Source organism: Bacillus sp. FSL K6-3154, from assembly GCF_040869395.1.
Classification (GTDB): domain Bacteria; phylum Bacillota; class Bacilli; order Bacillales; family Bacillaceae; genus Bacillus; species Bacillus safensis.
This window is the reverse complement of the sequence record NZ_CP152033.1, coordinates 557701-580778: the sequence shown is the minus strand read 5'-3', so window position 1 is coordinate 580778 and position 23078 is coordinate 557701. Positions and strand designations below refer to the sequence as shown.

The window sequence follows — 23078 nt, the reverse complement described above, 5'->3', positions numbered from 1 at the left end:
AAGGAGCGACAGTAATGTCCAAAATTATTGCAATCAACGCAGGAAGCTCATCTCTTAAATTCCAATTGTTCGACATGCCAGAAGAAACCGTTTTAACAAAAGGGCTTGTTGAAAGAATCGGAATGGACAACAGTATCTTCACGATTTCTGTAGATGGAGAAAAGAAAACAGAAGTGACAGATATTCCAGATCACGCAGTAGCGGTCAAAATGCTGCTTGAAAAACTAACTGAATTTCACATCATCAAAGACTTTAATGAAATTGATGGCGTAGGACACCGCGTTGTTCACGGCGGAGAGAAATTCAGCGATTCTGTTCTTTTAACTGATGAAGTGATCAATGACATTGATCAGCTTTCAGAGCTTGCACCACTTCACAATCCTGCAAACGTTGTAGGAATCAAAGCATTCAAACAAATTCTGCCTGACGTACCAGCGGTTGCTGTGTTCGATACAGCATTCCACCAAACTATGCCAGAGCAGTCTTACCTATACAGCCTTCCGTACGACTACTACAAAAACTTTGGTATTCGTAAATACGGATTCCACGGGACAAGCCACAAGTTCGTTACAGAGCGTGCAGCAGAGCTATTAGGCCGTCCGCTTGAAGAGCTTCGTCTAATTTCTTGCCACCTTGGAAATGGTGCGAGTATTGCAGCAGTTGAAGGCGGAAAATCAATCGATACATCTATGGGCTTTACACCACTTGCAGGTGTTGCAATGGGTACACGTTCTGGTAACATTGACCCTGCCCTTATTCCATTTATTATGGAAAAAACAGGACATACTGCTGAAGAAGTGCTTTCTACTTTGAATAAGAAGAGTGGTCTTTTAGGTGTGTCTGGTCTGTCAAGTGACCTTCGTGATATCGAAGAAGCAACAGAAGAAGGAAACGACCGTGCAGAAGTTGCTCTTGATATTTTTGCGAGCCGTATTCATAAATATATCGGTTCTTATGCAGCAAGAATGAATGGCGTAGATGCGATCATCTTCACAGCTGGAATCGGTGAAAACAGTTCAGAAGTAAGAGCACGTGTACTTCGTGGTCTAGAATTCATGGGCGTTTACTGGGATCCTTCCCTAAACAACATGAGAGGCGAAGAAGCATTCATCAGCTATCCGCACTCTCCTGTAAAAGTGATCGTCATCCCTACAAACGAAGAAGTAATGATTGCAAGAGACGTTATGCGTTTAGCGTAATCAAGTTTGAAAAGCTCTTTTCCAATAAGGAAAAGAGCTTTTTTCTGTTGAAAGCAGCATGCTATAATGTTGTCCAATATGAAGCAAAAGGGAGCGGTGCGAAAGATGAGCGTGACAGAACATAAACGTGAGGCGAAAGAAAGGCTTTATGTGAAAGTCATTACGGTCAGTGATACAAGAACGAAAGATACAGATAAAAGCGGCCGTCTGATGATTGATTTGCTCAAAGAACAGGGACATCTTGTTCTTGCATACGATATTGTAAAAGATGATATAGGATCGATTCAAGACGCTGTGCTCGAAGGAACAAGCGAACCGAAAATAGATGCCGTCTTGTTAAATGGCGGAACAGGTATTGCCGCAAGGGATGTGACCATTGAAGCGATCACTCCTCTTTTTTCCAAGGAACTGCCTGGCTTTGGTGAAATCTTCCGCATGCTCAGTTATACAGAAGACATAGGTTCAGCTGCTATTTTATCCAGGGCAACGGCAGGGGTCGTCAATCAAAAGGCTGTCTTTGCCACGCCGGGATCTACCGGAGCCGTTCGTTTAGCCATGACCAAACTCGTGATTCCAGAGCTTCCTCATGTCTTACGAGAGCTTGAAAAGGATCAAAAATAGCCCAAAATGACTCTGCCAAGAAAATTTGGCAGAGTTTTTTTCATAAAGGGGTTGAAAAAACAATTTTTCCTTGTTACAGTGTATACATACTAAATGCATGTTTATAAATTAAAACTTATTTTTATGCAAAAAACATTCACAGAATCAAAACAAGCGAGAGGAGCTTTTCAATCATGTCACAAAATAAAAAAGTCGTATTAGCATATTCCGGAGGTCTTGATACCTCTGTTGCAGTTAAATGGTTACAAGAGCAAGGATACGAAGTCGTTGCTTGCTGCCTGGACGTAGGTGAAGGAAAAGATTTAGCATTCGTTCAACAAAAAGCACTTCAAGTCGGAGCTGTTCAATCATACATGATTGACGCAAAAGAAGAATTTGCTGAAGAGTTTGCACTCACTGCATTACAAGCACACACAATGTATGAAGGAAAATATCCACTAGTATCTGCACTATCCCGTCCGCTTATTGCAAAAAAATTAGTGGAAGTAGCAGAAAAAGAAAATGCAGTAGCAGTTGCTCATGGATGTACTGGAAAAGGGAACGACCAAGTTCGTTTTGAAGTATCCATTAAAGCATTGAATCCAGACCTAGAAGTTCTTGCACCAGTGCGTGAATGGAAATGGTCTCGTGATGAAGAAATCGATTATGCACAAAAACACGGTATTCCAATTCCGATTAACTTAGACAGCCCATATTCAATCGACCAAAACCTTTGGGGCAGAAGTAACGAATGTGGCATTTTAGAAGATCCTTGGGCTGCGCCGCCAGAAGGTGCATACGATCTGACAAATCCACTTGAAAAAACGCCTGACACACCTGAAATCATTGAAATCACGTTTGAAAAAGGAAAACCGACAGCCATTGACGGTATCCAGTATTCATTATCTGATCTCATCCTTCATTTAAATGAAGTCGCTGGTCAGCATGGTGTTGGCAGAATCGATCACGTTGAAAACCGTCTTGTCGGCATCAAATCTCGCGAAGTGTACGAATGCCCAGGTGCAGTCACACTTCTAAAAGCGCATAAAGAGCTTGAAGACTTAACACTAGTCAAAGAAGTCGCACACTTTAAACCAATCGTAGAACAAAAAATGGCTGAATTAATATACAACGGCTTATGGTTCTCACCGCTTAAAGAAGCACTAGATGCATTCTTACAAGAAACACAGCAGAACGTAACGGGTGTTGTACGTGTGAAACTATTTAAAGGTCATGCCATTGTAGAAGGACGTAAATCACCATATTCACTTTATGATGAAAATCTAGCAACATATACAAAAGCAGATGAATTCGATCATGATGCAGCTGTAGGATTTATTAATCTTTGGGGCTTACCGACAAAAGTAAACAGCATCGTGAATAAAAAGGAGCAGGTTAAAGCATGAAAAAGCTTTGGGGAGGCCGATTTCAAAAAACACCAGAAAAATGGGTCGATGAGTTTGGCGCGTCCATTCATTTCGACAAACAATTAGTCAAAGAAGATCTGACCGGCTCCCTTGCTCATGCAAGTATGCTGAATAAATGCGGTATCCTCGGCGATGAGGAGGCCGCTGCCATCAAAGACGGACTAAATACGCTCATGAAAAAGGCAGAGGCGGATGAACTGGAATTCTCAGTGGATTATGAGGACATTCATTTAAACCTTGAGAAAATGCTCATTGATGAGATTGGTCCGCTTGGCGGCAAATTGCACACAGCGAGAAGCCGGAATGATCAAGTTGCAACCGATATGCACTTGTATTTGAATAACCAAGTCGAGCATATCATTGAACTGATCTCTTCCTTTCAAACGGTGCTTGTAGAAAAGGCAGAACAGCACGTTGAAACGATTTTTCCAGGATATACACACCTGCAGCGTGCACAGCCTATTTCGTTTGCCCATCATATGCTCGCCTATTTCTGGATGCTTGAGCGTGACAAAGCGCGTTTCCAAGATTCATTAAAGCGAATTAACGTGTCGCCGCTTGGATGCGGTGCGTTAGCAGGAACGACATTCCCGATCGATCGTGAATATACAGCAGAGCAGCTTGGCTTTGACCACATTTACGAAAACAGCCTCGATGGTGTGAGTGACCGGGACTTCATTTTAGAGTTTTTGTCTAATAGCAGTCTTGTGATGATGCACCTCTCACGTTTTTGTGAGGAAATCATTTTATGGTGCTCGCAAGAATTCAAATTCATTGAACTTGATGACACGTATGCAACAGGCAGCAGCATGATGCCGCAGAAGAAAAACCCGGATATGGCTGAATTAATCCGCGGGAAAACAGGCCGTGTGTATGGCAACCTGATGGGGCTTCTCACGATTATGAAAGGCTTGCCGCTTACGTATAACAAAGACCTTCAAGAAGATAAAGAAGGCATGTTTGATACAGTGAAAACCATCGCTGGCAGCCTGCAAATCTTCACAGGCATGATCCAAACGATGACAGTGAACGAAGATGTCATGAAAAAGGCAACAAAAGAAGATTTCTCAAATGCGACAGAAGTGGCAGACTACCTTGCGAAAAAAGGCATGCCATTCCGTGAAGCACACGAAATCGTTGGCAAGCTTGTGTATACATGTATTCAAAAAGGCATCTATCTAAGTGATCTTTCTTTTGAAACATTCACAGAAGCAAGCGATCTTTTTGAACAAGACATTTACACTGTTCTTGATCCATATGTTGCGGTTGAAAAAAGAACAAGTGCAGGCGGAACTGGATTCAAACAAATTCAGCTCGCTTTAGAAAAAGCAAAAGCCTGCCTGGCATAACTTATCAAAACCATTCGTTTATACGGATGGTTTTTTTGTCATGGAAAAAGGAGATTGATGATCATTGGAGAAATGAAAGCATACCTGCGTCAAGCAGAAGAGGGAGTGACAGCAGATCATGAAGAAAACGCTTGAGGCTTTGTTTCATCAACCACTCGTATCAGTGAAAACGTTAGGAGAACAATATGACGGACGGGCTAATGATGTGTGGCTGATCTCCTTACAAGATAAAACGGAATATGTAGTCAAATCTCCTAAAACTGCAAGAGAAGAAAGTGAATTTGTTTCTGGGATCAAAATGATCTATGGAGTAGATGACCGTACTGTAGAAGAGCATATCGATCAAATCAATCAAAAGCTGTCTCATACGAATTCCTTTCATATTCCAAAAGTTGTTCGTAAAGTGAAGAAGGCAGGGAGACATTTTTATGTAATGGAAAAAGTAGAAGGAACACCTTGTACATCTTTTGAGGGACGTTCATCAGACTTTTATAAGGATTATGGGAGGAAACTAGCACATCTTCATTCATATCGTACTGACATTTTTGGTGCAGTCTACGGAGCTGAAAAGAAGCATTTGAGAGAATTCCATGCTGTGTTAAAAAAGGCTGTATCCAAACTCATAGGCCGCTATTACGCTGATCAGCAAGAATTTCACTGTTATGCAGAAATTGTGCTGCAAAAGATTGAAAAGCTAAAGCCCCCTGATTCAGCAAGTCTCATTTTAATTGATTTAGATCCGTCTCAATATATTGAAAAAGATGATCAAGTGACGAGTTTAGTTGATACAGAATATGTCGTATATGGACCAGCTGCGTTTGATTTTATTGCATTGGAATACCTTTTGACGAAAGAATCTGCCCGCAATGTTCAGTTGGGCTATGAAGAGATTTGCCCGCTTCCTCATGATCTTTATGAGGTGAGAGAGTGCTATCGTTTTGTTTCTCTGCTGCTCGATATCCATGGCTCATGGGATTTGAAAAAGTGGATGAATCACCCTATATTGTTTGACTCATATCAATAAAGGGTTCATAAGTGCGCCAGATGCCGGTTTATAGTAAAGTAAAGATAACAAAAGAAACACGTGAACTTGCAACCTTTGCTTTAGGAGGAGATTGTGTGCGACACGCATTAATAACAGCGGGTTCTAAAGGACTTGGCCGGAAAGTTACCGAGTCTTTACTGAATATGGGGTATTCTGTGACAGTGAATTATCGAAGTGATGATGAAGCTGTCCGGCAGATGAAAGAAGAATTACACCAGTACGAAGATAAGCTTCAATTTGTCCAAGGTGATGTGACAAAAAAAGAAGATTTGAAAAACATGGTAGAGCTGGCAGCAGAGCGATTTGGACGGATTGATGCCTTGATTAACAATGCCGGTCCTTATATTTTTGAACGAAAAAAATTGGCGGATTACTCTGAAGATGAATGGTATCAAATGATAGAAGGCAACCTATCAGCAGTATTCCATTTGTTCCGAATGGTCATCCCAACGATGAGAAAACAAGGCTTTGGCCGCATTATCACTTATGGCTTCCAAGGTGCAGACCATGCGCCAGGCTGGATGCACAGATCAGCCTTTGGAGCGGCAAAAGTGGGCCTTGCGTCATTGACGAAAACGATTGCGATTGAAGAAGCCGAAAATGGCATCACTGCTAATATGGTTTGTCCAGGCAAAATCGTTGGAGACATGAAAGAATCGACAATAGAGAAAGCCCGTCAAATCAAAGACGATGAAACGCCGATAGGCAGGTCTGGCACTGGAGAGGATATAGGGCGTATCATTTCATTTCTATGCGATGACCGTTCAGATCTCATTACAGGGACCGTCATTGAAGCAACAGGTGGTCTTAACGTCATTCACAGGCATTAAGTTTTTCAGCTTTTTATAGAGGGAATAAATGATATGAGATCAAAATTGAAAGGTGGATATACTACATGAAAGCTACATATCATGGACATTCAGTTGTACACATTGAAACAAACGGATATCATATTTGGATTGACCCATTTTTAAATGGAAATAAGCATACAGAGATCAAACCGCAAGATGTGAAAGCGGATGTCATTTTACTGACACATGGACATGGAGATCACCTTGGTGACACCATTGAAATTGCTAAAAATAATGACGCTCTCGTCGTTGCGCCAAATGAGCTTGCCGTTTATTTAAGCTGGCAAGGGGTGAAAACGCACCCGCTTCATATCGGCGGCGGACGTGAGTTTGAATTTGGTAAAGTGAAGCTCACGCAAGCGTTCCACGGTTCAGCTGTCATTGATGAAGAAACGAAAACAATTACGTATACAGGGATGCCATCAGGTATTTTATTTACCGCAGAGGGTAAAACAATTTATCATGCAGGAGACACTGCACTCTTTTCAGATATGAAACTGATCGGTGAACTGAATCATATTGAGCTCGCATTCCTTCCAATTGGTGATAACTTCACAATGGGACCGGAAGATGCAAGAATCGCAGCAGAATGGCTGCGGGCAAAACAGGTCGTTCCGATTCACTACAGCACATTCCCGCCAATTGAACAGGACCCGCATGCATTTGCAGACAGCCTGCATGGCGGCGTCGGTCATGTGTTAAACAGCGGGGAATCAATCGACATTTAATCCTCATATGAAAAAAGCTGGCACACAAATGCCGGCTTTTTTTATTTGCCTTCATCTGCCGAAAGAAAAGACAAATTGCTATTAAAAGCCTCCTGCCCTTATAATGAAACATAGATGAAAACGCTGAAAACAAAAAGGGTGAACGGGATTGGCGACAAAGCATGAGCAAATTTTATCGTATATTGATTCATTAGATGTCGGAGAGAAAATTTCTGTCCGGCGCATAGCGAAAGAAATGAAAGTGAGTGAAGGTACCGCTTACCGGGCCATCAAAGATGCTGAAAATAAAGGATTCGTCAGTACCATTGAACGAGTCGGCACCATTCGAATTGAACAAAAGAAAAAAGAAAATATTGAAAAACTCACATATGCAGAAGTGGTCAATGTTATTGATGGTCAGGTCCTTGGAGGACGCGCCGGCTTACATAAAACGTTAAATAAATTTGTTATCGGAGCGATGGAGCTGGACGCAATGATGCGCTATACGGCTGCTGGCAACCTGCTCATCGTCGGAAACCGGATCAATGCCCATAGGCAGGCATTAGAGGCAGGGGCGGCTGTGCTGGTCACAGGCGGATTCTCAACAGATGATGAAATCATTCAGCTCGCAGATGAGCTGGAGCTGCCGATTTTATCAACAAGCTACGATACATTTACCGTCGCGGCTCTCATTAACAGAGCCATTTATGACCAATTAATTAAAAAAGAAATTGTGCTTGTAGAAGATATTTTAACGCCGATTGAACGCACCGTGTATTTATCACCAGAGGATAAGCTTGAAAAATGGTATGAAAAGAATTATGAAACTGGCCACGGCCGTTTCCCGGTCGCAGATGATCAAATGAAGATTCACGGAATCCTCACCTCAAAGGATATTGCGGGGCATGACCGCTCCACACCGATTGAAAAAGTGATGACGAAAAATCCGCTGACGGTCATTGGCAAAACATCTGTCGCCTCAGCTGCACAAATGATGGTGTGGGAAGGCATTGAGGTACTGCCAGTTGTGGATGATCATGCGAAGCTGATCGGTATGATCAGCCGTCAGGATGTGCTCAAGGCGCTCCAAATGATTCAAAAGCAGCCGCAGGTCGGAGAAAAGCTGGATGATGTTGTCTCAAGAGGATTTAAAGAAGCCGATACAGAGAAACCAAAAGCGGATGCGGTTTATCAGTACGAGGTTACCCCGCAAATGACGAACCAGCTTGGAAATATTTCATATGGGGTGTTCACACAAATTTTAATCGAATCTGCCAACCGCTTCTTAAAATCTCATAAAAAGGGCGAACTGATCGTCGAGAGTCTCTCTGTCTATTTCTTAAAGCCGGTCCAAATGGAATCCACCATCCAGATTAAGCCGAATATTTTAGAAGTAGGACGCAAGTTTGGAAAGCTGGAAGTGGAGGTTTATCACCAATCGAATATCGTAGGCAAAGCGATGCTGATGGTGCAGCTGATGGAAAGAGGATAATGATAAAAAGGGCGAACTCATGTCGCCCCTTTCCTTATTACGCGTGATCTTTTTCGCCTTCCTTTAAAAAGAGCGGAAGATAATGCTTGTAGGCTTTATACCCAGCCCACGTACTGCCGATACCAACAGCAACAAAAATAAATCCGATGACAAATGCGAGTGACGAGCGGTTTAAAAATAATTGATTCACACCGAAGAGCAGGACAAAGCAGCCAAGGGCCATACTGGATTTCGCCGACCAGAATTTTTTCTCGACTGGCCGGTTCGTACGGACATTTTTTGCTTTGTAGTATAAATAAAACATGGCAGAACAAATAATAAACACAATCAAAACAAGCATGTGCCAAGCCTCCATTGTAAGTGGTTACAACCCTATTTTAAACGTAAATAGGCTTGCTTACTAGAATAAATTGTCTATTCCTCACTTTTCCGTCACGATAGATTATGATTTAATAATAAAAAGAGTATCGCATGAGAAGGAGTTTTTATGAAAAAAGAACTGATTAGAACCATATCATTATATGACACCATCATCATCCATAGACATGTAAGACCAGATCCTGATGCGTATGGATCGCAGTGCGGCCTTACGGAAATCTTGCGTGCCACCTATCCAGAAAAAAATATTTATGCGACAGGAACGCCCGAGCCATCCCTTTCATTTTTATATGAACTCGATGAGGTACCAGATGACGTGTATAAAGGGGCCCTTGTCATTGTCTGTGATACGGCCAATCAAGCAAGAATCGATGATCAGCGCTATTTAATGGGTGATAAGCTGATGAAAATCGACCATCACCCGAATGAAGATCCTTATGGTGATTTGCTTTGGGTGGATACAGAGGCAAGCTCTGTGAGCGAGATGATTTATGAATTGTACTTAGAGGGGAAAGAAGAAGGATATCAGCTGAATACAAAGGCAGCTGAATTGATCTATGCCGGCATTGTAGGAGACACAGGCCGCTTCCTTTTCCCAAACACAACGAAAAAGACACTCAAATATGCAGGGGAACTTATCGAATATCCATTTTCATCTTCAGATCTTTTCAATCAATTGTATGAGACAGATTTGAATGTCGTGAAATTAAATGGCTATATTTTTCAACATATTTCTTTGTCAGAGAACGGGGTTGCATCTGTTTTCATTAAGCGTGAAATTTTGGAATCGTTCCAAACAACAGCGCAGCAGGCCTCACAGCTTGTTGGGACACTAGGGAATATTGCAGGCATTAAGGCATGGGTCTTTTTTGTGGAAGAAAACGATCAGATTCGTGTGAGATTCCGCTCTAAAGGCGTCGTCATTAACACCATTGCGAAAAAATATCATGGAGGCGGCCACCCGCTTGCAGCCGGTGCGTCCATTTATGATTGGGCCGTAGCAGATGAGATTTTGCGTGATTTAGAGGAAGTATGTAAATCATCATCATAAGAGAGGAGGGATATGAAGTCCCTTCTCTCTTTTTTGTCATGGAGAAAAGGGTTATTTGGATACAGGAATAAACCAGCAGCCGATGTCTGTTGAATCTTCATAGGCTTGGAGATTTTGATGCTTTAATTCTTTTTTAATTAAATGAGCCATCATTTCTGTCTCAGCATAAGCACACATGCCGTCTTTGATCCGGCTTGCTTTGTCTCGTGCCATTTGACGATAGCTGTAAACCTCCATTGTCCTCACCTCTTTCTATTTAAGATCTCGTTCTACTTTTAGTGTATAAAAATGAAGCGTGAAAAGAAATCATTGAGGGCAGAAATTCATAAAAATTCCACAACCTCTTTATTCAGCAAATGAAATACGTACTTCAAGTGAAAGCTTCGTATAAATTGTCAGCTCTGTCACTTTCGCGCGATATGCCTTTTCCCGAATGGTATATTCTTTATTTTCCACTGTCCGTTTTAGTAATTCCTTTGTTTTATAGACACTTTCAATATCTTTTGTAATGACTTCTGAGATATCCTCCTTGACCTGATCTTCAAACTTTAGCGTATCTGGCTCTGGGATTTTATATTGCTCACGATTCACGAGATGAACATCTACGCTTTGGATCAGCAGCCGCTTCTTATTATCCTCATTTAACTTATGCAAATCTTCCCGATAGAGTGTGATTTGTTCTTTCAGACTGTCCATATGATGCTGCTGGCTTCTCAGCAGTGTCACTTGCTTTTCCTGAAAGGTTCCGTATGTAAAGAGAAAAATAAGCCAGCTTACAATCGCACCAAACATCATTCCTGCAAAAAAACGCTGCCAGCCTGGGCGTTTATACAGCTCCGGCACCCTCATGATGACACATGCTCCTGGGTAAGCCACGTAATAATGAGATACCCCGTTTGTGCACCGCCCATGGCAGAGATAATTAATAAAATCTGCTTGAAAATATCACGCGTGTTTCCTTCGAAAATGCCTCGTTCAAAGCTATAAACAGCATCAAATGTTCCGCCGATAGCGGCGACAAGCGCCCAAATCTTTAAACGGTTGGCAAGACTAGTAATAATGGATAAAGGCGGCTGACCAGATAAATACGCACCAACACCGCCTATGATAGCACCACCCAAAATGACCCCAAGGGCGATAAAGTAACAGCTGATAAAATTCGGAATAAAAGCTTCCTTCACATCCATTTTGTCCACCTCACTCTATTCAATATATGGCGTGTGCTGGACAAGTATGAACGGACAGAAAAGAAAGAACATTTGTTTCTCATCGCATCGCGTTTTATAATGAAAGAATGACTTTAGACGAAAGGAGTGGATTAAGCATGTCTTATGTTCATCTTCAGGTCCACAGTGGATACAGCTTGTTAAGCAGTGCAGCTAAAGTAAAGGAGCTTGTGCTGAAAGCAAAAGAACTTGGCTGCAAGGCGCTTGCTCTTACCGATGACCATGTGATGTATGGCACGGTTGAATTTTATAAGGAATGTAAAAAACATGGCATCAAGCCGGTTATCGGTTTAACAGCTTCTGTCTTCATAGATGAACAAGAGACAGAGGCTTATCCCTTGGTACTCCTTGCAAAAAACAATGAAGGCTATCAAAACCTAATCAAAATCAGCAGTGTGCTGAAATCAAAATCAAAAGCCGGATTGAAAGAGAAATGGCTCAAAAGCTATCACCGCGGGCTCATTGCCATCACACCAGGCGCATCTGGGTATATTGAAACGCTTTTGCAGCATGATCAGTTAGAAGAAGCGCGTGAAGCCGCCAACCAATTGAAGCATATATTCGGCGAGGGACATGTGTATATCGCACTTCAGCCATTTCAGCAGGACGAATCGCTCGCCGGCAAACTGCGGGACGTCTCACAAAGTGCAGACATTCCTCTTGTTGCGACGGGTGATGTTCACTATATCAATCGAGAAGACAAAATGGCTTATACGTGCTTAAAAGCGATTAAAGCAGGTAAGCAGCTTTCAGAGATAGAGGAAGACCGAGGAGAAAAGCATTTCAGATCCTTTGAAGAAATGTTGGAATGGTATAGAGATGATCGAGAGCTGCTGACAAGAACGGTGGAGATTGCAAACCGCTGTGAAGTTGATTTAAATCTTGGGCAGACAAAACTCCCATCCTATCCAACTCCTGATCAATCAACAGCAGATCAGTTTTTACGCAGAGTGTGCGCGGAAGGGATGAAGCAAAGAAAGCTTGCTTCAAATGACATGTATGTCAAAAGGCTTGAATATGAGCTGAGCATTATCCAAAAAATGAATTTCAGTGATTATTTTCTCATTGTGTGGGATTTTATGAAGTATGCGCATGACAAAGGAATTGTCACAGGCCCTGGACGGGGATCAGCAGCGGGTTCACTTGTTGCATATGTTCTGTTTATTACAGATGTCGATCCGCTCCGTCACGGTCTTTTATTTGAGCGCTTCTTAAATCCAGAGCGGATCAGCATGCCAGATATTGATATTGATTTCCCCGACACGAGAAGAGATGAAATCATTTCTTATGTAAAAGACAAATACGGAGACATGCATGTAGCGCAAATTGTCACGTTTGGAACACTTGCAGCAAAAGCTGCTTTAAGGGATGTTGGTCGTGTGATGGGAATTGATTCAAAGGCAGCGGACCGTCTTGCCAAGCTGATTCCATCAAAGCCAGGAACGACGCTGAAAGAAGCGGTGACTGCATCTTCTGAATTAAAAGCGATGCTTCAGCAATCTGAAGAGCTTCGAAAGGTCTTCCAAACTGCTTTAAAAGTAGAAGGCTTACCGAGACACACCTCGACACATGCAGCTGGCGTTGTGCTGAGCGAGGAGCCGCTGACAGAGGTCGTTCCAATTCAAGACGGCCATGAAGGTGTGTATTTAACGCAGTATGCCATGAATTATTTAGAAGATCTCGGACTTTTAAAGATGGATTTCTTAGGGCTCAGAAACTTAACATTAATTGAATCCATTAAAAACCAGATTGAAAGACAGGAAAACGTCCACATTAACTTTAGTGACATATCATATGAGGATCAGAAAACGTTTGAATTGTTATCTGCGGGCGATACAACTGGAATATTCCAGCTTGAATCACAGGGGATGCGTCAGGTGCTGAGACGCCTGAAGCCATCTAGTTTAGAAGATATCGTGGCGGTCAATGCCCTCTATCGTCCAGGTCCAATGGAAAATATCCCGCTTTTTATCGACCGAAAGCATGGCAGAGTCAAGGTCTCCTATCCTCATCCTGATTTGTATGACATATTAAAGGATACATATGGGGTCATCGTCTATCAGGAGCAAATCATGCTGATTGCAGCGAAGATGGCTGGTTTTCAGCTGGGCGAGGCAGATCTATTAAGAAGAGCTGTTTCAAAGAAGGATAAAAAGGTCCTTGATGAAGAGCGAAGCCATTTTGTTGAAGGATGCCTAAAAAAGGAGTATCCTGTTAACATTGCAAATGACGTTTATGACTTAATCGTCAAATTTGCAAACTATGGTTTTAATAGAAGCCATGCTGTTGCATATAGCATGATTGGCTTTCAGCTTGCTTATTTAAAAGCGCATTATCCGTTATATTTTATGTGCGGTCTTTTAACGAGTGTAATTGGAAATGAAGCCAAAATTGCTCAATATTTCTATGAGGCGAAGGAAAAAGGGATATCAGTGTTGAAGCCTTCTATTAATAAGAGTGAGTTTCCATTTACGGTTGAAAAAGGGGAGATCCGCTACAGCTTAAGAGCGATCAAAAATGTCGGAGTGTCAGCTGTAAAGGATATATACAGAGCAAGACAGGAAAAGCCGTTTGAAGATTTATTTGATTTTTGCGCAAGAGTATCACCAAAGAGTGTCAACCGAAAAACGATTGAAGCGCTCATTTTTTCAGGGGCGATGGATGAGTTTTATCCCAATCGTGCTTCGTTATTAGCATCGATAGATATCGCGTTAGATCACGTGTCATTTTTAAATCCAGAGGATCAGCTGGACTTTCTTGGGGATACAACCTTCTCCATTAAGCCAAAATATGCGGAGATAGAAGAAATGCCGCTTGTGGATCTCCTGCAATTTGAAAAAGAGGCACTCGGGTTATATTTATCAAATCATCCAGTACAAGCGTACCGAGACCGCTTAAGAGAGAATGGTGCAGTGGAAATCATCAGACTTTCTTCCTATATTAAGCGTAAAATCTCAATGGGTGGTCTTTTGACAAAAGTGAAATCGATTCGGACAAAAAATGGACAATCGATGGCATTTGTTACATTTGGGGATGAAACGGGAGAAATGGAAGGCGTCGTCTTTCCAGAGCAATTTAGAAAGCTGTCCCCCTTACTTGAGGAGGGCAACATGCTTTATGTTGAAGGCAGAGTAGAGGTCAGAAATGACAGCAGTCAAATCATCGTGCAAGAAGCTGCTTTGCTGGAAGAGATGGATGCAAAAAGAAAAGAGTCTGTCTACATTCGTGTGAAAGAAGAGAATCATACGCAGGAGCTGCTAGAGCAAGTAAAACGAATCCTTTCGATGCACAGCGGAGAAGCAGATGTCTATTTGTATTATGAGAAGCAAAAAAAGACGATGAGACTTCCAGATGCATACAAAGTTCATGCAGATCATGCTGTAATTTTCCAGTTAAAAGAGCTGCTCGGTGAACAAAACGTTGTGATTAAATGATGACAAATCGCCTGAATATGTTTTACAAATTCACCTATTGTGTTATCATTTTAAAGATTCTGTTTATTTAAAACTGCCAGTATGTGCTTATCAACTTAGCAAATCATTAAATCATTTTCCACTTGAAGGAGTGTTCATCACATGTCATTAAGAGAAGAAGCATTACATATGCACAAAGAGAATCAAGGCAAACTCGAATCAAAATCAAAAGTACAAGTGAAAAATGCGAAAGACTTGAGCTTGGCTTATTCACCTGGTGTTGCAGAACCATGTAAAGATATTTATGACGACACAAGCAAAGTGTATGATTATACAATGAAAGGCAATATGGTCGCTGTTGTCACAGACGGAAGCGCTGTTTTAGGACTTGGAAATATTGGTGCAGAAGCATCTCTTCCAGTAATGGAAGGGAAAGCTGTATTATTCAAAAGCTTTGCAGGCGTAGATGCCTTCCCAATCGCGCTTGCAACGAACGATGTAGACAAAATCGTTGAAACAGTGAAGCTTCTTGAGCCGACTTTTGGCGGTGTGAACCTTGAAGATATTGCAGCGCCTAACTGCTTTATCATCGAAGAGCGCTTGAAAAAAGAGACAAACATTCCAGTTTTCCACGATGATCAGCACGGAACAGCGATTGTGACAGTAGCAGGACTTGTGAATGCACTGAAGCTATCTGGAAAATCCATGTCTTCAATTAAAGTAGTGGCAAACGGCGCCGGAGCAGCAGGAATTGCGATTATCAAGCTTCTTTATCATTTCGGTGTACGTGATATCATTATGTGTGATACAAAAGGTGCTATTTACGAAGGCCGCCCGAACGGTATGAATGCAGTGAAAAACGAAGTAGCTAAATTCACGAACCAAGACCGCAAAGAAGGTTCATTAGAAGAGGTCATTGAAGGCGCAGACGTCTTTATCGGTGTTTCTGTAGCAGGCGCTTTAACAAAAGAAATGGTTGGAAAAATGGCAAAAGATCCTGTCATCTTTGCTATGGCTAATCCAAATCCAGAGATCATGCCAGAAGATGCACATGCAGCAGGAGCAAGTGTTGTAGGAACTGGCCGTTCTGACTTCCCGAACCAAGTGAACAACGTACTGGCATTCCCAGGAATTTTCCGCGGAGCATTAGATGTACGTGCAACTCACATTAACGAAGAAATGAAAATCGCAGCTGTTGAAGCGATTGCGTCTCTTGTTTCAGATGAAGAATTGTCAGCTGAATATGTTATCCCTGCACCATTTGATGCACGCGTAGCACCAGCGGTAGCAAAAGCGGTAGCAAAAGCAGCAATGGAAACTGGCGTTGCAAGAATCAAGGTCGACCCAGAAGCTGTCGCTGAAAAAACAAGAAAATTAACGATTATCGGCGAATAATCAACTGGAAAAGTGTGCACGTTCTTTCTGAAACTGGAGAAAAACGTGCACCATTTCCTCTCTTACGCGAAAATTTTTTCATCCGGAATGAGATTTTTTTGTAGACGTTCACAATTCAAACATATCAACTGCTCAGCGCCCCAAACACATATCTATTTCTCATCAATTCCCCACTGAAAAAATTGAATGAAGGATGACAGCGTTTGACAAAAAAAGTACAATAGTTTCGGTACAGTTATGACATGTCCTATAATAGTGGATGTGCGTGTAAAGAAAAAACCCTTCAAAAAGGGAGGTAGTCATTTGTCAATCAAGAATATTTTCAGTAAAAAGAAAAAATATGCATCTGTACCCTCTGAACAGGCAAGTCAAGATGTGCCTGAAGGCATCATGACCAAATGTCCGCAATGTAAAAAAATAATGCTCACCAAAGAACTAGATAAAAATTTACGTGTTTGTATGAATTGCGGCAGACATTTGCAAATGAATGCAAAACAGCGTATTGAAAGCCTTGTAGATGAAGGCACATTTGAAGAATTTAACGGGCACCTCATTTCATCAAACCCGCTCGGTTTCCCAGGCTACGAAGAAAAGCTTGAGAAAGACAGAGAAAAAACATCTTTGAATGAAGCCATTGTCACAGGTAAAGGTGAAATTGAAGGCCAAAGTGCTGTGATTGCTGTCATGGATGCCACGTTCCGTATGGGCAGCATGGGATCCGTTGTTGGTGAAAAGATCACGCTGGCGATCGAGAAAGCAAAAGCGGACAAGGTGCCATTTATTATCTTTACTGCTTCTGGCGGAGCGAGAATGCAAGAGGGAATTCTCAGTCTCATGCAGATGGCAAAAACAAGTTCAGCATTAAAACTGTTCAGCGAGGATCAAGGTTTGATTATCTCTGTGATGACGAACCCAACAACTGGCGGTGTATCAGCTAGTTTTGCGTCTCTCGGTGATTACAATTTTGCAGAACCTGGTGCTTTAATTGGTTTTGCAGGCCGCAGAATCATTGAACAAACGATTCGTGAAGACCTGCCAGAGGACTTCCAGACGGCTGAATTTTTAATGAAGCATGGACAGCTTGATGCTGTGATTCATCGTGCAGAAATGAAAGAAACCCTAGGCCGAATCTTAGCACTACACAGCACAGGAGGTGAACGAGAGTGGCTGGAGAACTAGAATTTGAAAAACCTGTCATTGAACTTCGAGCGAAAATTGATGAACTGAAAAAGTTCACACAAAACTCAGAAATGGATTTAAGTGCAGAAATTGAGCGCCTTGAAACACGTCTGAGTAAGCTTGAAGCAGACATTTATACAAATTTAAAGCCGTGGGACAGAGTGCAGATTGCTCGGCATGCGATGCGCCCAACAACTCTCGATTACATTCAAGAGCTGTTTGACAACTTTTTCGAATGTCACGGTGACCGTTTTTATGGTGATGATGAAGCGATCGTTGGAGGAATTGCCACGTTTAAAGGGCTTCCTGTCACGGTTATTGGCCATCAGCGCGGTAAAGATACAAAAGAAAACTTGCGCCGTAATTTCGGAATGCCTCATCCAGAAGGCTACCGTAAAGCGCTGCGCTTGATGAAACAAGCAGATAAATTTAATCGCCCGATCATTTGCTTTATTGATACAAAAGGAGCTTATCCTGGTAAAGCAGCTGAAGAGCGCGGACAAAGTGAAGCAATTGCGAAAAACCTATTCGAAATGGCAGGACTTCGTGTACCAGTTGTCTGTATTGTCATTGGAGAAGGCGGAAGCGGCGGCGCACTAGGCTTAGGCGTAGGAAACCACCTATTCATGCTAGAAAACTCAACATATTCAGTGATTTCACCTGAAGGTGCAGCAGCACTGCTCTGGAAGGATTCATCACTTGCGAAAAAAGCTGCAGAATCAATGAAAATTACCGCTCCAGACCTAAAAGAATTAGATATTATAGATGATGTTATTAAAGAAGTGCAAGGTGGAGCACATCGAGACGTGAAACAACAAGCAGCTTACATGGAAAAAACATTAAAACAGTCACTTACATCTTTGCTCAAACTAACGCCTGAAGAACTAGTCGAACAAAGATATGAAAAATACAAAGCAATCGGGAAAGTCTCGATTGAAAATCAATATATTGGGGTAAACTAAATAAACGTACAGCCTTTTTGGCTGGCGTTTATTTTTTTCATCTTTTTTCATGAAAACCGTCTTCATGTAAGCGCTATTTGAAAATAATTTTCTTTTGTTTTCATAAAATTTGAAACGTCTGAAAACCTTGATATGACAAGGTTTATAGCACTTGCCTTTACAGATTCCAGAGAGATTTGCTTTCATGACGTTCTTAACTTTTGTTTAAAAACGGTTTATTTAATTGTATAATAAGTACGGTTTTAGAAATTCGTATTGAAAACATCCAAATTTGCTCATGATTGTTTTCAAGCAGTGGAAATGGTATGTTTAATTCATATATGGTCTCTGAGGTGAAAAAGATGAAGCGTATAGGAGTTTTAACAAGCGGTGGGGATTCCCCAGGAATGAATGCAGCTGTGCGCGCAGTTGTAAGGAAAGCAATTTACCATAATGTTGAAGTTTACGGTATTTATAATGGATACTCAGGTCTAATTAACGGTAAAATTGAGAAACTCGAAATAGGTTCAGTAGGCGATATCATTCATCGTGGAGGAACAAAACTTTACACGGCAAGATGTCCTGAATTCAAGACAGTTGAAGGTCGTGAAAAGGGAATTGAAAACTTAAAAAAATTCGGTATTGAAGGACTTGTAGTCATTGGTGGAGACGGGTCATTTATGGGAGCAAAGAAATTAACAGAGCTCGGTTTTCCATGTGTAGGTGTTCCAGGCACGATTGACAACGATATTCCAGGTACTGATTTCACTATTGGCTTTGATACAGCACTGAATACTGTCATTGATGCCATTGATAAAATTCGTGATACAGCCACATCTCATGAACGTACATACGTAGTGGAAGTAATGGGAAGACATGCTGGTGATATTGCCCTTTGGTCAGGTCTTGCAGGCGGAGCCGAATCTATTTTGATTCCTGAAGCAGACTATGACATGGACGAAATTATTGCTAGGTTAAGAAGAGGTCACGAACGCGGCAAGAAGCATAGTATCATCATCGTTGCAGAAGGCGTAGGCAGCGGTGTTGAATTTGGTAAGCGGATTGAAGAGGAGACAAGCCTTGAAACACGTGTATCTGTCTTAGGGCATATTCAGCGCGGAGGTTCTCCGAGTGCGTTTGACCGTGTACTGGCAAGCCGCTTAGGAGCATATGCAGTCGAGCTTCTTCTTGAAGGACAAGGCGGACGCTGTGTAGGCATTCAAAGCAATGAACTCGTTCATCACGATATTTTAGAAATCTTAGATAAAAAACATACAGTCGATAAAAATATGTACCGACTTTCACAAGAGCTCTCTATATAAAACGAGAAGACCTTAGGAGGAACAGTAATGAGAAAGACAAAAATCGTTTGTACAATCGGTCCAGCAAGTGAAAGCATTGAAAAGCTGACTGAATTGATTGAAGCAGGAATGAATGTAGCCAGACTAAACTTCTCCCATGGAGATTTTGAAGAGCATGGTGCACGCATTGAAAACATACGTAAAGCAGGTAAAACATTAGGCAAGGACATTGCGATCCTTCTAGATACAAAAGGTCCAGAGATCCGTACACGTACAGTTGAAAACGGCTCAATTGAGCTAGTCGCTGGTGCTGATCTTATCGTGAGTATGGAAGACATTGTTGGAAATACGGAAAAAATTAGTGTGACATACGAAGATTTAATTCATGATGTAGAAGTAGGTTCAACGATTCTATTAGATGATGGTCTGATTGGTTTAGAAGTAAAAGAAATTAACAAGGACCGCAAAGAAATTGTCACTAAAGTCATGAATACAGGCACGCTCAAAAACAAAAAAGGCGTCAACATACCTGGCGTCAGTGTGAACCTGCCAGGTATTACAGAAAAGGATGCCAATGATATTCTGTTTGGAATTGAACAAGGCGTCGATTTCATCGCAGCTTCTTTTGTGAGACGAGCTTCTGATGTTCTTGAAATTCGTGAGCTTCTTGAAAAGAACAATGCGACTGATATTCAAATCATCCCTAAGATTGAAAACCAAGAGGGTGTTGATAACATCGACGAGATCCTTGAGGTATCTGACGGTTTAATGGTTGCGCGTGGAGATCTTGGTGTAGAGATCCCGGCAGAAGAAGTACCGCTTGTTCAAAAAATGCTGATCAAAAAATGCAATCGTTTAGGCAAGCCTGTCATTACAGCGACTCAAATGCTCGACAGCATGCAGCGTAACCCACGTCCTACCCGTGCGGAAGCAAGTGACGTGGCAAATGCTATTTTTGACGGCACAGATGCGATTATGCTTTCTGGTGAAACAGCAGCAGGAACATATCCAGTAGAAGCCGTACAAACAATGCATAACATTGCATCACGTTCAGAAGAAGCACTAAACTATAAAGCCATTCTTTCTCGCAGAAGCGAAGAAGTAGAAGTCAGCATTACAGACGCGATCGGTCAATCTGTTGCACATACAGCAATGAAGCTTGATGTAGCAGCGATTGTGACACCGACGGAAAGCGGACATACAGCAAGAATGATTTCAAAATATAGACCAAAAGCACCAATCGTAGCAGTTACTGCAAACGAATCAGTGGCGAGAAAGCTTTCACTCGTATTCGGTGTATTTGCTAAGAGCGGATCAAAAACGACATCTACTGATGAAATGCTTGAGAATGCAGTAGAAAAGTCAATTGAAACAGGCTATGTAAGACACGGCGATTTAATTGTCATTACAGCAGGTGTGCCAGTTGGTGAAACAGGTACGACGAACTTAATGAAAGTATATGTTGTCGGTGACATCATTGCGAAAGGTCAAGGGATTGGCCGTAAATCTGCATTTGGACCGGTTGTCATTGCACAAAGTGGAAAAGAAGCAGAAGAAAAAATGTACGATGGTGCGATCCTAGTTGCAAACTGCACAGATCGTGATATGATGGGAGCTTTAGAAAAAGCATCTGCCCTTATCACAGAAGAGGGCGGTTTAACAAGCCATGCAGCAGTTGTTGGACTAAGCCTTGGTATTCCAGTGATTGTTGGTCTTGACAGCGCAACAACATTATTAAAAGAAGGCGAAGAGATTACAGTAGATCCAGCACGCGGAGCGATCTACAAAGGCCGTGCGAGCGTCCTTTAATTCATCCAAGAGGGGAGTTGTCTGACTCCTCTCTTTTTTTATGTTACACTAAAAAAAGTAAACAGCTTTCGATGAAAGATACCCCATGAGGTGATATGGTTGAAGAAATATTTTCTACTATTATTAATTCTGTTCCCTGCGGTGGAAATTAGTTTATTTTTAATCTCAAGTAAAATCATTGGCATTTTGCCAACGATGCTGCTCATCGTGCTGACAAGTGCCTTAGGTGCTTATTTTGCAAGAAAACAAGGGATAGAAGCCTTCCAAAAAGTGCAGCGAGATTTGCAATATGGCAAGATGCCGGGGGGAGCGATTGTCGATGGTTTTTGTATTCTAATCGGCGGTCTGCTGCTGCTCATTCCAGGCTTCTTATCGGATATCATTGGGGCTTTGCTGCTCATTCCGGTGACGAGAAAGGGAATCAAGCCGCTCTTTGAACGCTGGCTTAGAAACATGTCTAATCGTAACCGCTACACGATCATTCGTTAAAGAGACCTTCAGGCTGAAGGTCTCTTTTATTTTTGCATGCCATACCGAATGTACTCATAAATATCTCTGAAAACTCCTGCATTACGGAACGCCTGCCACACGACAAGGGAAGCAGGGCCAATCACAAGTCCAAGAAAACCAAACCATTTTAACCCGACAAATAGCGCCACAAGCGTTGCTAAAGGATTAAGTCCGATGGATTTGCTTAAGACTTTTGGCTCTGATATTTGTCTTTGAATGAGGACGACAATATACAAAATGCCCAGTCCAATGGCGAGGGAAAGATTTCCTGTCATAGCAGAATAAATGATCCACGGTAGAAAAACAGTGCCGCTCCCGATATATGGAAGTAAATCGACGAGCCCAATACATAAAGCAACCACAAGGGCGTGCTCAACTTTTAAAATGATGAGTCCAATCAATACAATACCAATCGTCATGGCCACAAGCAGGAGCTGGGCTTTCATAAAGCCGGTAATGGCTTTTTTGATTTCAGATAAAATGGCGCGTGTATGCTGCATCCATTTTGCGGGAAAGATACGTGAGCCATATGTTTTTAACGTAAACCAATCTTTCGTGATAAAAAAAGTTGCCAGAGCAGAAAATAACAGAGTGGCTGCTGCATCAGGCAAAAGACCTAAAAACGCTGGAATAAGCTCGAGTGTTTTCGAAAGAAAAGTCCCGATTTTTGCGGCCGCTTCATCACCGAGTGCTTGAATTTGTCCCAAAATTGATTCTTTTTGACCTGCTTGAAGCGTATTAAATTGGGCCGTCATATCATGATATAAAGGCAGAATCTTGTCTGTGAAAAATTGCTCTAAAATACCAATCATTTGATCAAGATGGCCAGGCAGCACTTTTGCCAAATAAGCACTTCCTGAAATGATTTCCGCAACTAAAAGCGTCATTAACCCGGCAGCTGCGACTAAAAAGAGCAAGAGCACAATGACCACAACAAATCCTCTCGGCATTCCGGTGATCTCTTCGATTTTGCATACGGCAGGATGAATCAAACAAGACACAATAAGGGCAATCCAAAAAGGATATAAAAACGGAAAAGACTGATATAAAAAGACAACAGCAAAAACAGCAATGCTGATCATCATCAAACTTCGCAAAAAAATGGCCACATAGGCGTGATTCACACAATCCCCTCCAAAAAACAAGCATGTCCGATACTTCATTTTATTCAAAAAGATTAGTAATATGAAAAGGTCGCAATAAAA

The 23078-nt window shown here is 41.9% G+C and carries 21 protein-coding genes; 16 read left to right on the top strand and 5 right to left on the bottom strand.

From position 1 onward, the window contains the following. The first annotated feature begins 14 nt into the window (after positions 1-14). The 8 genes from MHH61_RS03145 (at position 15) to MHH61_RS03110 (ending at position 8670) form a co-directional block, all read left to right on the top strand. Positions 15-1199 (top strand): acetate kinase, encoded by a 1185-nt coding sequence (locus tag MHH61_RS03145; RefSeq protein ID WP_024424808.1) that lies wholly within the window; start codon positions 15-17, stop codon positions 1197-1199. Between the two features lie 105 nt (positions 1200-1304). Continuing rightward, entirely contained in the window at positions 1305-1820 is a 516-nt protein-coding gene (locus tag MHH61_RS03140; RefSeq protein ID WP_024426150.1) for a molybdenum cofactor biosynthesis protein B, read from the top strand. Positions 1821-1993: 173 nt separating this feature from the next. After that, positions 1994-3205: an argininosuccinate synthase gene (locus tag MHH61_RS03135; RefSeq protein ID WP_024424806.1), complete on the top strand. Its 1212-nt coding sequence runs from the start codon at positions 1994-1996 to the stop codon at positions 3203-3205. Next, entirely contained in the window at positions 3202-4575 is a 1374-nt protein-coding gene (argH, locus tag MHH61_RS03130; protein WP_034624205.1) for an argininosuccinate lyase, read from the top strand. Before MHH61_RS03135 ends, argH begins: the two co-directional genes overlap by 4 nt. 118 nt (positions 4576-4693) lie before the next feature. Next, positions 4694-5599 (top strand): aminoglycoside phosphotransferase family protein, encoded by a 906-nt coding sequence (locus MHH61_RS03125; RefSeq protein WP_125587157.1) that lies wholly within the window; start codon positions 4694-4696, stop codon positions 5597-5599. A gap of 95 nt (positions 5600-5694) precedes the next feature. Beyond that, the gene (locus MHH61_RS03120) at positions 5695-6450 is read left to right on the top strand and encodes an SDR family oxidoreductase (protein WP_034624202.1); all 756 of its coding nucleotides are present in this window, start codon (positions 5695-5697) and stop codon (positions 6448-6450) included. A 65-nt stretch (positions 6451-6515) separates the two neighbouring features. Next, positions 6516-7199: a metal-dependent hydrolase gene (locus tag MHH61_RS03115; protein ID WP_025092262.1), complete on the top strand. Its 684-nt coding sequence runs from the start codon at positions 6516-6518 to the stop codon at positions 7197-7199. 148 nt (positions 7200-7347) lie between these two features. Beyond that, positions 7348-8670: a CBS domain-containing protein gene (locus MHH61_RS03110; RefSeq protein WP_024424801.1), complete on the top strand. Its 1323-nt coding sequence runs from the start codon at positions 7348-7350 to the stop codon at positions 8668-8670. Between the two features lie 37 nt (positions 8671-8707). Here MHH61_RS03110 and MHH61_RS03105 read toward each other — a convergent pair whose 3' ends face one another. Then, a complete protein-coding gene (locus tag MHH61_RS03105) occupies positions 8708-9010 on the bottom strand; it encodes a YtpI family protein (protein ID WP_003216665.1) in 303 nt (100 codons plus the stop codon). 147 nt (positions 9011-9157) lie between these two features. On the opposite strand from MHH61_RS03105, the gene MHH61_RS03100 reads away from it, so the two are divergent. Next, the gene (locus MHH61_RS03100) at positions 9158-10099 is read left to right on the top strand and encodes a bifunctional oligoribonuclease/PAP phosphatase NrnA (RefSeq protein WP_024424800.1); all 942 of its coding nucleotides are present in this window, start codon (positions 9158-9160) and stop codon (positions 10097-10099) included. Between the two features lie 51 nt (positions 10100-10150). Here the strand turns inward: MHH61_RS03100 and MHH61_RS03095 are convergent, their stop codons facing one another. The 3 genes from MHH61_RS03095 to MHH61_RS03085 form a co-directional block, all read right to left on the bottom strand. Next, positions 10151-10336 (bottom strand): hypothetical protein, encoded by a 186-nt coding sequence (locus MHH61_RS03095; protein ID WP_008346082.1) that lies wholly within the window; start codon positions 10334-10336, stop codon positions 10151-10153. Between the two features lie 108 nt (positions 10337-10444). Next, on the bottom strand, positions 10445-10948 hold the full coding sequence (gene ytrI / locus MHH61_RS03090; protein ID WP_003216226.1) for a sporulation membrane protein YtrI: 504 nt from the start codon (positions 10946-10948) through the stop codon (positions 10445-10447). Continuing rightward, positions 10945-11286, bottom strand: a complete 342-nt coding sequence (locus MHH61_RS03085) for a YtrH family sporulation protein (protein WP_024424798.1) — start codon at positions 11284-11286, stop codon at positions 10945-10947. Before MHH61_RS03085 ends, ytrI begins: the two co-directional genes overlap by 4 nt. 137 nt (positions 11287-11423) lie before the next feature. Between MHH61_RS03085 and dnaE the strand changes: the two genes are divergently transcribed. The 7 genes from dnaE (at position 11424) to MHH61_RS03050 (ending at position 21852) form a co-directional block, all read left to right on the top strand. Continuing rightward, complete coding sequence (gene dnaE / locus MHH61_RS03080; RefSeq protein WP_125587156.1) at positions 11424-14759, top strand: DNA polymerase III subunit alpha; 3336 nt, start codon at positions 11424-11426, stop codon at positions 14757-14759. 141 nt (positions 14760-14900) lie between these two features. Then, entirely contained in the window at positions 14901-16133 is a 1233-nt protein-coding gene (locus tag MHH61_RS03075) for an NADP-dependent malic enzyme (RefSeq protein WP_025092260.1), read from the top strand. 303 nt (positions 16134-16436) lie between these two features. Then, the gene (gene accD, locus MHH61_RS03070; protein WP_024424796.1) at positions 16437-17312 is read left to right on the top strand and encodes an acetyl-CoA carboxylase, carboxyltransferase subunit beta; all 876 of its coding nucleotides are present in this window, start codon (positions 16437-16439) and stop codon (positions 17310-17312) included. Continuing rightward, positions 17297-18274: an acetyl-CoA carboxylase carboxyl transferase subunit alpha gene (gene accA / locus MHH61_RS03065; RefSeq protein ID WP_024424795.1), complete on the top strand. Its 978-nt coding sequence runs from the start codon at positions 17297-17299 to the stop codon at positions 18272-18274. The genes accD and accA overlap by 16 nt, the downstream gene beginning before the upstream one ends. A gap of 341 nt (positions 18275-18615) precedes the next feature. Then, on the top strand, positions 18616-19575 hold the full coding sequence (gene pfkA / locus MHH61_RS03060; RefSeq protein ID WP_024424794.1) for a 6-phosphofructokinase: 960 nt from the start codon (positions 18616-18618) through the stop codon (positions 19573-19575). 27 nt (positions 19576-19602) lie between these two features. After that, the gene (gene pyk, locus MHH61_RS03055; RefSeq protein WP_024426143.1) at positions 19603-21363 is read left to right on the top strand and encodes a pyruvate kinase; all 1761 of its coding nucleotides are present in this window, start codon (positions 19603-19605) and stop codon (positions 21361-21363) included. A 99-nt stretch (positions 21364-21462) separates the two neighbouring features. Next, positions 21463-21852, top strand: a complete 390-nt coding sequence (locus MHH61_RS03050; protein ID WP_025092259.1) for an FxsA family protein — start codon at positions 21463-21465, stop codon at positions 21850-21852. A 26-nt stretch (positions 21853-21878) separates the two neighbouring features. Here the strand turns inward: MHH61_RS03050 and ytvI are convergent, their stop codons facing one another. Next, positions 21879-22997 (bottom strand): sporulation integral membrane protein YtvI, encoded by a 1119-nt coding sequence (ytvI, locus tag MHH61_RS03045; RefSeq protein WP_025092258.1) that lies wholly within the window; start codon positions 22995-22997, stop codon positions 21879-21881. Between the last annotated feature and the right edge of the window lie 81 nt (positions 22998-23078).